The following is a 12,772-nucleotide window of genomic DNA, read 5'->3' on the forward strand; positions in this document are numbered from 1 at the left end:
TCACGGCAGACGGTTGGTGCTGACATGCTTGCGCGCGTTCACCTTGAGGTCGGCGATGAGGCCGATGGTGTCGATCGCCAGGTCCCATTCCTCGCTCTCGGCCACGTCGCGCGGCACGAACAGGCGGTTGAGCGCGGGCAACTGGCTATAGGCATAGCCCAGGTTCTGCCCGATCAGCTTGGAGGGGATCAGGGTCGGGTCGTAGACCGAAAGCTGATATCCGGATTCCAGCAGCTTGCGGGCAAGATCGACATTGGCGCTTTCGCGCAAGTCGTCGCTGTCCGCCTTGAACGAAAGGCCCGCCATCAGCACCTTGCCGCCTTCCGGCACGTTTTCCCGCACGTACTGGAACAGGAAGTACTTGTGGCTCTCGTTCGACCGCAGGACGGAATCGATCATGACGGTATGCGCGCCGACATCGGCGGCGATATACTGGAGCGCGCGCACGTCCTTGGGCAGGCAGGAGCCGCCGAAGGCGCCGCCCGGGCGCATGTAGTAGGGCGAGATGTTCAGCTTGGTGTCGGAAACGAAGATCTCGTGAACGCTCTGCGCGCTGATGCCGAGCTTTACCGCCGTTCGCCCGATCTCGTTCGCGAAGGCCACTTTCACCGCGTGCCAGGTGTTGTCGACGAACTTGGTGAATTCCGCTTCGCGGAAGCGGGTGACGAAGGTGGGCGCGGCGATGCCGTCGTAAAGCGCCGTCATGTTTTCCGAGGGCGCGCCGTCCACGGTGCCGATCACGATCTTGGGCGGGTGGAAATAGTCCTCGATCGCGGTCGCTTCGCGCAGGAATTCCGGGTTGTAGACCAGTTCGATGGCCTGCGGCAGGCGGTCGCCCAGTTCCGCCTCGAAGATAGGGTGAACCAGCGTTTCCAGGCTGCCCGGCCGGATGGTGGAGCGGTATACCACGGTCAGCGGACGCGGCCGGTTCGTGGTGACCGCGCTGGCGATCTGGCGGCTGACCTCGCCGATATACGACATGTTGTGCGAACCGTCGGGTCCGCTCGGCGTGCCCACGCAGACGATCGCCATGTCGCATTCGTTGACGAGGTCGCCGGCGTTCTGGGTATAGGACAGGAGCCCCAGCTCACGGCCTTCGCGCAGCAGTTCGTGAAGGCCCGGTTCGGCGATCGGGCAGCCGCCGGCGTTGAGCTCCGCGACCTTGGCCTCGTTGACCTCGACGCCGCTGACCATGTGTCCCGATCGTGCCAGGCACGCGGCCGCAGTAAGGCCGACATAGCCCATTCCGAAAACAGCAATATGCATTACGCCAGTTCCTGTATGTATGCGTTCGGTCCGGCCGGGCTTTCACCCGGCGGAGATGCAAGAAGGGAAAGTGTTGGTCAGAAGGCGGACTTGCCGCTCAGCGCCATGACGGTCCGGCAGACGATCCTGATGTCGCCCGAAAGGGACCAGTTGCGGACATATTCGAGATCCGATTCCAGCCGGTTCCTGAGGTCGGTGTCTACGAAAGTGGTCCCGCGGAAACCGCGCACCTGCGCCAGTCCGGTCAGTCCCGGTTTGACGGCGTGGCGGTGCCAGTATGCCGCATCGACTTCCCAGTAGAGCTGGTCCCCGGCCTTCGCGCCGAGCGCGTGGGGCCTTGGTCCGACGATGCTCATGTGGCCGAGAAGCACGTCTATCAGCTGCGGCAGTTCGTCGATGCTGGTGGCGCGGATGAAGCGGCCGACGCGGGTGATCCGGTCGTCGTCGCGACCTCTCGTCAGCTGGCTGCCGTGGAGATCCTGGGTCTCCACCTTCATGCTGCGGAACTTGTGCATCAGGAAGGTGCGGTTGCCGCGTCCGATGCGCGGCTGGCGGAACATCACCGGGCCGGCGCTGTCGATCCTGACGGCAAGGGCGGTGAACAGCAGCAGCGGCAACAGGGCCACCAGCGCCGCGCTGGCAAACAGGATGTCGAACCCGCGCTTGGTGATCCGCTGGTCGAGCGAGAGCGGTTCGGCCGCGACCTTGAGCGTGGTGCGTCCGTCGAACTGGCCGGCTCCCATCGGCGCCAGTTCGCCGACTTCGTCCACCACCACTTCCACCGGAACATTGGCGCCTCGCAGCGCCGCCACCCACAAGGCGCGCTTGTCGGAGGCACAGGCCACGACGACGCGATCGGCGTTGTTCGCCAGCGTGCCGAGACGGGCAAGGGCGGCGGGGTCATTGAGATCGGCGCGCAGCCCGTGGGCCTTCACGTCGACGATGATGCCGTCGGAAATCGCCATGGCCGTGGCCATCGACTGGTCGTCCAGCAGCACGATCGTCCGGGCATGACCCGACCGCGCGCGCCACCAGCGCGACGCGAGCAGGCTGGCCAGCCCGAACCGTGCGACACCGATGGTCAGGGCCGAAGCGCCGACCGCGCAGGCGAGGGTTTCCGAAATGCGGCCGGTCGTCCGCTCGAACAGGGCGGCCAGTACCAGCAGCGTCAGGAACGTCACGAGGATGGCGAGCCAGGCCCGCTGCACGCTGCGCACGGCATTGGAGGCCAGCGCCGGCGAAAAACTGCCGCCGTAGCAGGCGACTGGGAAATAGGTGGCCGCCAGCATGAGCATGACGTGTTCGTGGAGGTTTCCCCAGGCGGCGGGCCAGGACGCCAGCAACAGGGCATGGCCGGCCAGGAATCCGGCGCCGTCGGCCGCCAGCAACTGGCATCCGGTCAGCAGGAAGCGGAGCGGCTTGCCATAAGGCGCGGCGACGGCGTCCCGCAGCGGCAGGTCGCCGCTGTCGGGTGCCTCGATGAAAGGCATTGGACTTTGAACGGAAGTGAGCACACGCCCCCCTATCGCCGGGCGATACCGTCCGGCGCGACTGTGTCTTCAATGGATGTAACCGCCTCCCCCAGAGGCGGCGCGCGGATCAGGACGCCGGGCTGGCGGGCGGATCGTCGGAGTTGCTGATGGCAACCGCGGTCAGGCCGCCTGCGGCAATGATGCCGCCCAGAGCCCATAGCCACGAGCCTTGCAGGAAGCCTCCGCCCGCCGCGGCGGCAGCGCCGCCGCCGCCGGCAGCGGGCAGGCCTTCGGCGCCGGTCTGCGTGGCCATCCTGGTGCTGGCGCGCTTCACGCGCTCGGGCGCCGGAGGCGCTGCTGCCACGAGGCCGAATGCGGCAATGCCCGCGATGAGATAAGTCGGACGAAATCCGGACATGTGAAATTCTCCAATCCGTGGCAGATACATCTCAAGATAATCTGCCGTATGGTGGGAAAAATTATTGCATTTTTATTTTAATAAATGCGTTTTTCGAAGTGTTTTCGTTATCTGAAATGGTGTCGATATAAATGTATCGAGATAAATTCTGATATTTAACGAGTGAATTCATATGGTATTGCGAACGGAGAGGTGCGGCCGGGCAGTTGTTCGCCCCCACGAAACAAGGTGCCGCACCTCTCGGCCTTCGGAGGCGACCCGAAGGAAGTTGGACGCCCGCAGGACGCCGGCCTCTTCACTGGACGAATCTCAGCGAAGGTTCCGGCGCGCACTGCCAGCCCCGTGATGTTTCCGGCGGTTGCGGAAGTCCGTCCGCCACGTAAGGTCTTGGTCGGCAGCCGCAGGGCTGGCCCCAGAGGTAGCCCTGCTGCCAGTTCACCCCCGCCTCCAGCGCGATATTCCGGTGCTGGGAGGTCTCGACCCCTTCCGCGACGACGGTAGCGCTGATCGACTTGGCCAGTTGAGCAAGGGAAACGAAGATCGCGCGGCCACGCTCCGAAGCGGTGGCCCGGCGCAGGAACAGGCTGTCGATCTTGATGATGTCGGGCGCGAAAGCCAGCAATTGTCTGACCGAAGCGTACCCCGTGCCGAAATCGTCAAGCACGATGCCGCAACCGAGGCGGCGCATCGTATCGACGAACCGCACGGCATCGGAGACTTTCGGGAAAGATGCGGTTTCGGTGATTTCGAGCAGCAAGCGCCGGGCGATGTGACCGTTGCGCCGCAGGGTCGAACGGATGTCGTCCCACCAGGGATCGTCGCTCAGGCTCAGGGCGGACAGGTTCACCGCGATCTGGATGTCCTCCGAGCGTTCCAGTTCGGCGATCACCTGCCGGACCATGAAGAGATCGAGCAGGCGCACGAAGCCCAGCCGCTCCATAGAGAGGATGTAGGTCCCGGGGCGTTCCGGCAGGCCTTTGCTGTCGGATAGCCGGGCGAGCGCCTCGAAGTAACGGGTCACCCCCGAGTCCGCGCAGCGCACTTTCTGCCAGAACGGGCGGAGGCCTCCGCTTCCGGCAGTGCCGTCCCGCATCGACTTGAGCGCCGTGAGGGCGTGGGAGACGATCGCCATGTCGGCCCGGTAACGCTCGGCTTCCTCGCCATACTCGGGAAGGGCGCCGACGAAGGGAAACATCCATTCCGAAACATCGCCCGGGCTGGCATCGTCTTCGCCGGAATCGCTTTCGCCGGAATCGCTTTCGCCGGAATCGCTTTCGGGGGTGAAGATGCTCCAGCAGGCCGAAACCCAGACATGGATCGGCCCCGCCTTGCTGGCGAAGGCCAGCAGCGGGATCGCCTCGCAGACCGTCGCCGCCCAGGCCGTGCCGGTCTCAGGGGTCATCGTGTCGCCGAGCCGGGTGCCGCGCTTGATCCTGACCTCCAGGATATCCGCGCGGCATGTCTCCATGGTGCCATTGTCCTGAACGAGCCGGGCGATATGGTCATGAGCGGTCGCCACCGCCTCGGAAGCGAGTTCCTGGCCATAGGCGGCCACGAGATGCGGATAGTTTCCAATGCGGAACCAGAAGAGCGCCGTGTCAGGGTATCTGGCCAGGCGGGCAACGTGAGCCGCGCCGGCCCTGGTGCCCTCGGTTCTTCGTCTGTCCGCGTTAATAGCCATTGCCAACCCCCACATCAGCAAGACTCCGAGTGGAACTGCCGTGTCTGAGACGGTTTAGCCAAAAGTGTCTCAAACCGCCCGGAGCGGGGTTTTGGTAGCGGCGTTAACGCTATGTCTTTACCGGATAATCCGTCACCGCGAGGGCTTCATCATATGCCATGGACTGTCTATAACCGGCACGGACAACGCAAATATCTTACTAATAATGAGATCGACGCATTCATACGTTCCGCACGTAATCGAAGTGCGGATGTGCGAACGTTTTGCTGGATGCTGGCCTATACTGGCTGCCGAATCTCCGAGGCGCTGTCGTTGACCGTCGACAGTATCGATTTCGAGGCCAAGCACGTCATTATCCAGTGCCTGAAAAAGCGCGGCAAACGAATATTTAGGGCAATTCCTCTTCCGCCCAACTTTCTGAGAGTTTTGTATCAATGGCTCCGATCGCGCTCCAGCGACGATCCCGAGCTGTGGCCATGGTCCCGCATGACGGGTTATCGCCGGATCTGCGAGGTCATGGAAAGTGCGGGAATAACCGGCACTTATGCCAGCCCCAAGGGTCTGAGGCACGGTTTCGGCGTCCGTGCGATCCAGGCCGGAGTGCCGCTTACACTGGTCCAGAGATGGCTTGGACATGCGGACATCAAGACAACAGCAATCTATACCAGCGCAGTCGGACCAGAAGAGCGGGAAATCGCGGCCCGTATGTGGCGGCAAAAGATCACGGAGAAATCGAAATTCTCCGATATGTTGCCCGGTGACGACTTGGTGGAATTCGCCGGAGAACCGGTATCGACCGAGAAGGTGGCAGAGGGTGTGTCAGGCGGGTCAGTTAACAGGCCGTCGTCGAAGGATATGGTAAACCCCGGTAAAGGTGATTTACTTAATCTGCCGGTTAACGGTGATCCGCAGCCTTGGCCGCAGAAAGCATCACAATCCCCTCTAAAAAGAATAACCTATTGCTCTGTGATACACTTTTGGCTAAAGTGTCGCGATCATTTTCGTTGTAATTCAAGGACATGCGTTGATCCTGCGAATAATTTGGCCGATCCGGCGAACGACCCTTCGGCAGGCTCCGCACGCCTCTGTGGGCGCTCCGCAAGAGCCTTCTGGCCTCTGGGCGTGGAGAGTGCTCTCCAGTCGCTTTACGACGGTTGTTAATGTTAGTTGTTAAGGGCGCGGCTTCCGATTCCAGCCTTCCCTGTCAGGCGCGGCTGGCCTGGAAGAGGCCATTCCGGCCTGATGCTGCCTGAAGCGGTGTCCAGTCGTTCTGTTTATGCAGACACTTTCCTCAATTCTTTGGCTTCACCTTCTCAGGCCTCAATTCTTCCGGTCTTCAGGCCTTTGATATCCGTCATAAGCCGCATGCCACGGCGATCGGACGGACGGGCCCGCTGAGGCGTGCTCCCCGCCCTGCCGATGACGAGGCAGGGGATACGAGCGCACATTTGCGGGTGCCAATTACAATACATTCATGGCGCGAGCGCTCTTTCGTCCCCGGCGCCCAAATGCCAGCGCTTCCCGCCGGAACGTGGTCCATGCGGGACAGGTCGCCTTCGCGGCGGCGGCATGACCGCCGCAAGGCGGTATTCACGACTATAGCCCGGCGCGAAACCGGCCGGCGGGGTCTTTCGGGGTAAGGGGCGGGCAACTATGCGCCCGTGAGCCATCCTCTTGCGCTCAGCGAATGGTCTTGAGGCGCCGTGCGGGGGCGCCGCTCCTCGATGCCGGGCAGGGCAGAGGAAATGTGGCCGAGCAGAACGCCCGGCGCAGGAATCAGGACCGCGGCCGCAGCCGCGATCCGTCAAATTCTTCCGTTAAGTCCGTTACGACCGTTCAGGCTGCGCTTTTGCGCTGGAGCCGGAAGCGGTGCAGCAGGCATTCGGTATATCCGTTGGGCTGGGCGGCAGCTTCGAAGATCAGGGCGCGGGCGGTCTGGAATGCAACCGAACGCTCCCGATCCCGTGACATCGGGCTGTAATCCGGGTCAGCCGCGTTCTGGGCGTCGACCTTTTCCGCCATGCGGGCCAGCGCGGCTTCCACGTCGTCTTGCGTGCAGACGCCGTGAAGCAGCCAGTTGCCGAGCGCCTGCGCGGAGATACGCAGCGTGGCGCGATCTTCCATCAGCCCGACATCGTTGATGTCCGGAACCTTGGAGCAGCCGATGCCCTGGTCGATCCAGCGCACGACGTAGCCGAGGATGCCTTGCGCGTTGTTGTCGAGTTCCCGCTCGATAGCGGTCCGGTTCCAATCCGTGGGGCGGCCCAGCGGAAGCGTCAGCAGGTCGCCCAGCGATGCCGGGGGTTCGGCTGCGCGTTCGGACTGGCGCGTTGCCACGTCCACCGCATGGTAGTGCGTGGCATGAAGCACTGCCGCCGTGGGCGAAGGCACCCAGGCGGTGGAGGCACCGCTGAGCGGATGGGCGATCTTCTGCTCCAGCATGTCGGCCATGCGATCTGGCGCGGCCCACATGCCCTTGCCGATCTGCGCCCGGCCGGAAAATCCGGTCTGGAGGCCGATCTGCACGTTCCGGTTCTCGTAAGTGACAAGCCAGCGGGCGCTTTTCATGTCGCCCTTGGGCTGCATCGGCCCGGCCTGCATGGACGTGTGGATCTCGTCGCCGGTACGATCGAGGAAGCCGGTGTTGATGAAGACGATCCGGTCCTTCACCGCATGGATGCAGGCTGCCAGATTGGCCGATGTGCGGCGCTCTTCGTCCATGACGCCGATCTTGATGGTGTGCCGGGCCAGACCCAGCATGTCTTCCACCGCATCGAACAGGTCGTTGGCGAAGGCCGCTTCGTCCGGCCCGTGCATCTTCGGCTTGACGATGTATATCGAGCCGGCCGGGCTGTTGCGATAGCGGCCCCTGCCGTCAAGGTCGTGCAGCGCGATCAGGCTGGTGACGACGGCATCGAGTATGCCCTCGAAGGCCTCGCTGCCGTCTGGCAGGTGGACGGCGGGCGTGCGCATGAGGTGCCCGACATTGCGGACGAGCAGCAGGCTGCGGCCGCGCAGCGAGAACGGGCTGCCATCGGGCGCGGTGTAGGCGCGGTCCGGCGAAAGGTGTCGTCGCACCGATTTGCCGCCCTTCTCGAAGGTCGCTTCGAGATCGCCTTGCATCAGGCCCAGCCAGTTGGCGTAGCCATCGCGCTTGTCCGGCCCGTCCACGGCGGCGACGGAATCCTCGAGGTCGACGATTGTGGTGATCGCGGCTTCAAGCTGGATATCGGCAATGCCCGCCGGATCGGCGGCGCCGATGGGATGGGCGGGATCGATCACGATCTCGATGTGCAGGCCGTGATGGCGCAGCAGGATGTTGGCCCCCCGGCGCCCGGCGAACGCGGCAGGATCGGCAAGCGCGGGATCGCCGCCCGCAAAGTCGGCCCAGGAGCCGTTGGAGAGCGGGACCGCGCGGTCGAGGAAGGCCCTGGACCAGGCGATCGCCTCAGCGCCCCGTTCAGGATCGTAGCCCGGACCCGTGGCTTTGCCGGGCAGGGCGTCGGTGCCGTAGAGCGCGTCGTAAAGGCTGCCCCAGCGCGCATTGGCGGCGTTGAGCAGGAAGCGGGCATTGAGCACCGGCACGACAAGTTGCGGCCCGGCGATCGCGGCAAGTTCGGGATCGACGTTTTCGGGCGCGATCCTGAAAGGTGCCGGCTCGGCTGCGAGATAGCCGATCTCGCTCAGGAATGCCTGATAGGCGGCAGCATCGAAGGGCTGGTCGCGGTGCGTCCGGTGCCATGCGTCGATGCGGGCCTGAAGTCGGTCGCGGGTCGCCAGGAGGGCGGCGTTGCGCGGGGTGAAGCGCGCGAAGATCACAGCAAGGTCGTGCCAGAAGGCCTCAGGGGCGATCGCGGTGCCGGGAAGGGCCTGCTCCTCGATGAAGGCCGCGAGCGAGGATTCGACGGAGAGGCCGGCGCGGTCGATCGTCTGGGTGGCCATGCGGCTTATTCCTTCGTTGCAAGCCCGGCGGCGGCGATCCCCGCCAGGGCGCAGGCTTCGTCGTTGTCCGAAAGGTCGCCGGTCACGCCGACGGCTCCGATCACGGTATATTCCGGGCTGATGACGAGCAGGCCGCCGGCGGCAGGAACGATGCCCTGCGGCGCGATGGCGCCGAGCGAGGCCACGAATGCCGGACGGTCGGCAGCCATGGCCGCAACGGCGCGCGAGGACAGGCCGAGCGCCAGCGCCGTCGCCGCCTTTGCCGTGGCGATCTGCGGGCGCAGGGTCGAGGAGCCGTCCTCGCGTCCAAAGCTGACGAGATGGCCACCGGTATCCAGCACGGCGACCGTCAAGGGCTTGAGCCCCATTTCACGGCCCTTTTCGAGCGCGGCGGAAACGATGGCACGGGCCTGTTCGAGCTTGATGGACATGGACACTCTTCTGCTCGGGACATGGGAAAGAACGGACGGCGCCGTTTGCTGGGCGCCGTCCGAGTGAGGGACCGGTCTGGCGGTGCGTCCGGCTCAGTAACGCTTGCCGCGCTTTTCGAGGATCGCGCGGGTGGTGGTGTGCGTGTTCGTGGGCCTGGGCGTCGGCATCTGCTGGATGCGCCGCACGTTGAGGCCGTGGCCCATCGCTTCGGTCACCAGCTCGCCGTCGCGCATCACGAAGCGTCCGCGCACCAGCGTGTGGATCGGCGCGCCGCGGGTTTCGTAGTCCTGGAACGGGGTGGAAGATCCCTTGGACTTGAGCAGCGCGGAATCGACCTTCACCACCTTGTCGAGATCGACGACGACGATATCGGCGTCCGAACCCGGCAGCAGCGCGCCCTTTCGGGGATAGAGGCCGAACGCCTTGGCGGGCGCCAGCGAGGTCATGCGCACATACTGGTTGAGCGTCATGCGGCCATTGGCGATCTGGGTGAGCATGAGCGGCATCTGCGTCTGCACCCCGGTGAAGCCGCAGTCGGCGCGCCAGATGTCGTCGTTGTGCTTTTCCGCGTGGCTGTGCGGGGCATGGTCGGTGGCGATCATGTCGATCGTGCCGTCGGCAACGCCCTGCCAGAGCTGCTCCTGATGAACTTTCTCGCGCACGGGCGGATTGACGCGGATCAGGGACTTCTTCTCGGTATAGGCGTGTTCGTCCAGCAGCAGGTAGTGCGGGCACGTCTCCGCCGTGATGTCCACGCCGCGGGCCTTGGCCTCGCGCAGGGGGCGCAGTTCGTCGCCCGAGGAGACGTGGAGGACGTGGATGCGTGCGCCGGTCCATTCGGCCAGGATCGCCGCGCGCGATACCGCCTCCACTGCGACTACCGGCGGCCGCGCGTCGAGATGGGCGAGCGGGTCGCAGCAGTCGTTCTCGCGCAGCTTCTTCGAGCGGCGCGCCATGATGGAGGCATTCTCGGCATGGAGCGCGACGCGGTAGCCGTGCTTGGCGACGATCTCGAAACCTTCGAGGATCGCGCCGCTGGGCGGAGAGGGCAGGTTGCCGAAGGTATTGCCCATGAAGCACTTGAACCCGGCCACGCCGCCTTCGATCAGCGCTTCGAGCTGGTCGAGGTTGTCCTCGCCCAGGAGCCCGTAGATGCCGAAATCGACATAGGCCTTCTTCGCCGATTCCAGCTTCATGTTGAGCGCTTCGACATTACCCGTGGGCGGGTTGGTGTTGGGCATCTCGAACACCGTGGTGACGCCGCCCATGGCCGCGCTGGCGGTTCCGGTTTCCCAGGTTTCCTTGTGGGTATAGCCCGGATCGCGGAAATGGACGTGGGCGTCGATGGCGCCGGGGAGGATGTACTTGCCGGTGGCGTCCACCACTTCGGCGGCGTCCGGCATCGCCTCGGGCGCGCCGATCGCCAGGATCGCGCCGTCCTTGATGGCGATCGAGGCTGCGAACATGGCGCTGTCAGTGACGAGGGTTGCGCCGTTGATGACGATATCGGCGGTCATGGGCTCAGCAGTCATGGGGCGTTCCGTATGCAATTCAGGGTTCAGAGCGAGGCCCAGCCACCGTCGACCGGCAGGTCGACGCCGGTGATCTGGCGCGAGACGTCGGAGGCGAGGAACAGGCAGGCCGAAGCCACGTCCTCGGCCGTGCTGATCCGGCGCAGGGCATATTCGGCCGCATGCTCGGCGATCACTTCGTCTTCGGTCAGCCCGCGGGCTTCGGCCATGCCGGGCATGACCTTGGTGCGGAAGCGCGGCCCGTCCACCATGCCGGGGGCGACGATGTTGACGTTGACGTTGTAGGGCCCCGCTTCGATCGCGGTGGACTTGGTGATGCCGCGCAGGCCCCATTTCGAGGCGGAATAGGCCATGCGCCCGGCGCGGCCGTGCATGCCGAAGGTGCCGCCGACATTGACGATCTTGCCATAGCGCCGGGCGACCATGCCGGGCAGCACCGCGCGCATCATCAGGAAGCAGCCGCCCATGTTGAGCTGGATGATCTCGTCGAAGCCTTCGGGTGTGGTTTCCCACGCCGTTGCGCCGACCGGGCCGGTGCCGCCGGCAACGTTGACGAGGACATCGACCGGTCCGAAATGGGATTCCGCTGCAGTGACGGCGGCAGCGCAGGCTGCGGGATCGGTAACGTCGCACTTGACGACAAGGGCGGACGAGATTTCGTCGATCGCCATCTTCAATATATCGAGCGCTTCGGTGTCGCGGCCCAGCAGAACAAGTTTGGCGCCTTCTTTGGCGAACGATGTAGAAATGGCCGGACCCATGCCTTTACCCGCGCCGGTAATGACAACAATTCTATCCTTCAATTGCAGGTCCATTGGAACACCCCGAAGACGTGATTTAAATAATACCCCGATGATAACAATAATGTTGACCGGCGGGCGATATTGTGAGTTTTACGAGGAAGCGCTTCTTCCCAAGCCGCTGCCTCGTGACGTTCGTTGCATAAGGGATGTGCCGTTGCCCAAGTGGTGTTAAACCACGGGCAGGGTGTAGCCGAAAATCGAACGGAGTCGCAGATGGCGCTACGCAACCAGAGGATCTGGCAATATATCGATGAAGTCGCGCGGGTCGGGTCCGTGCGCCAGGCGGCCGAACGGCTGAACGTCACCCCCTCGGCTCTGCTGCGACGAATTCAGGACGTCGAGCACGATCTGAACTCGACCATTTTCGAGCGGCACACCTCGGGTGTCAGGCTGACGGCTGCCGGCGAGGTGCTGATCGGCTGGATCAGGATGCAGACATCGGAACTGCGCCGGGTCTACTCCCAGATCGAGGAGCTCGAAGGGCTGCAGCGCGGCGAAGTCCGGATTGCCTGCAGCCAGGCGGTGGCGCGCAGCTTCGTGCTTCGCCACGTCGCCGATTTTCGCGAGAAGCATCCCAACGTCAAGTTCAAGGTCAGCGTTACCGACCACAGCACCGCCGTGCGGGCGCTGATGGAATACGAGATGGACCTGGTGCTGATCTTCCGCCCCCTGCGCTCCTCGGAGCTGCATCCGATCATGTCCATCGGGCAGGGGCTGGTCGCGGTGATGGCGGCGGACCATCCGCTGGCCAAGAACGAAGTGCTGCGGCTCAGGGAATGCGCGCATTACGACGTGGCCATGCCGGACATGGCCTTCGGCGGGCGCGAAATCGTGGAGAGCCGCCTGCTTTCAAGCTCTGCCAAGCTCAATGTCGCGGTGGAGGCAAACAGCTTCGATTTCCTGGCAGAGCTGGTTGCCGGCAGTGATCTGATTACCTTCCAGATCGACATTGGCGCCGATGTGTGGCGCCACGATCCGCGCTTTGCGGTGCGGCGGATCAGCGATATCGACCGGACTTACGGGCCGCTGGTGCTGGGGCAGCTCAAGGGGCGCCCGCTGCCGCTGGTCGCGGCCAAGTTCGCCGAGCAGATCGCGCGCGACCTCAACGATTGCCGTTCGCTGCCGACCATCCCGGGCAGCGAGAACTGGTACGCCGACGAGGACGAGGAAATCGACGAGATCGCTGTCGAGAAATGAACCGGAACAGGTGAACCTGGGGCGGGGGA

10 protein-coding genes are annotated in these 12,772 nt (G+C 64.1%); 2 read left to right on the forward strand and 8 right to left on the reverse strand.

Annotated features, from left to right (window positions below):
- The 4 genes from ACLIMP_RS18845 to ACLIMP_RS18860 form a co-directional block, all read right to left on the reverse strand.
- Entirely contained in the window at positions 1-1,266 is a 1,266-nt protein-coding gene (locus ACLIMP_RS18845) for a nucleotide sugar dehydrogenase (protein WP_324699492.1), read from the reverse strand.
- A gap of 77 nt (positions 1,267-1,343) precedes the next feature.
- The gene (locus ACLIMP_RS18850) at positions 1,344-2,756 is read right to left on the reverse strand and encodes a sugar transferase (protein WP_132468900.1); all 1,413 of its coding nucleotides are present in this window, start codon (positions 2,754-2,756) and stop codon (positions 1,344-1,346) included.
- Between the two features lie 109 nt (positions 2,757-2,865).
- Positions 2,866-3,156, reverse strand: a complete 291-nt coding sequence (locus ACLIMP_RS18855; RefSeq protein WP_324699493.1) for a hypothetical protein — start codon at positions 3,154-3,156, stop codon at positions 2,866-2,868.
- Between the two features lie 295 nt (positions 3,157-3,451).
- Entirely contained in the window at positions 3,452-4,837 is a 1,386-nt protein-coding gene (locus tag ACLIMP_RS18860) for an EAL domain-containing protein (RefSeq protein ID WP_324699494.1), read from the reverse strand.
- A 153-nt stretch (positions 4,838-4,990) separates the two neighbouring features.
- Between ACLIMP_RS18860 and ACLIMP_RS18865 the strand changes: the two genes are divergently transcribed.
- Complete coding sequence (locus ACLIMP_RS18865) at positions 4,991-5,998, forward strand: tyrosine-type recombinase/integrase (protein ID WP_324699495.1); 1,008 nt, start codon at positions 4,991-4,993, stop codon at positions 5,996-5,998.
- Positions 5,999-6,673: 675 nt separating this feature from the next.
- Here the strand turns inward: ACLIMP_RS18865 and ACLIMP_RS18870 are convergent.
- From ACLIMP_RS18870 to ACLIMP_RS18885, 4 genes are all read right to left on the reverse strand, one after another.
- Positions 6,674-8,779 carry a malate synthase G gene (locus tag ACLIMP_RS18870; RefSeq protein WP_443478822.1) on the reverse strand — a complete coding sequence of 702 codons (2,106 nt, stop codon included), beginning with the start codon at positions 8,777-8,779 and terminating at the stop codon, positions 6,674-6,676.
- A 5-nt stretch (positions 8,780-8,784) separates the two neighbouring features.
- The gene (locus ACLIMP_RS18875; RefSeq protein WP_324699497.1) at positions 8,785-9,210 is read right to left on the reverse strand and encodes a GlcG/HbpS family heme-binding protein; all 426 of its coding nucleotides are present in this window, start codon (positions 9,208-9,210) and stop codon (positions 8,785-8,787) included.
- A 93-nt stretch (positions 9,211-9,303) separates the two neighbouring features.
- The gene (gene allB / locus ACLIMP_RS18880) at positions 9,304-10,743 is read right to left on the reverse strand and encodes an allantoinase AllB (RefSeq protein ID WP_231636213.1); all 1,440 of its coding nucleotides are present in this window, start codon (positions 10,741-10,743) and stop codon (positions 9,304-9,306) included.
- Positions 10,744-10,769: 26 nt separating this feature from the next.
- Positions 10,770-11,558, reverse strand: coding sequence for an SDR family NAD(P)-dependent oxidoreductase (locus ACLIMP_RS18885; protein ID WP_324699498.1), 789 nt, complete (start codon positions 11,556-11,558; stop codon positions 10,770-10,772).
- A gap of 201 nt (positions 11,559-11,759) precedes the next feature.
- Here ACLIMP_RS18885 and ACLIMP_RS18890 point away from each other — a divergent pair, with 201 nt between their 5' ends.
- Positions 11,760-12,743, forward strand: coding sequence for a LysR family transcriptional regulator (locus tag ACLIMP_RS18890; protein WP_054441770.1), 984 nt, complete (start codon positions 11,760-11,762; stop codon positions 12,741-12,743).
- Positions 12,744-12,772 lie beyond the last annotated feature (29 nt).

Origin of the sequence: Novosphingobium aeonii, assembly GCF_052279045.1 — a bacterium.
Classification (GTDB): Bacteria; Pseudomonadota; Alphaproteobacteria; order Sphingomonadales; family Sphingomonadaceae; genus Novosphingobium.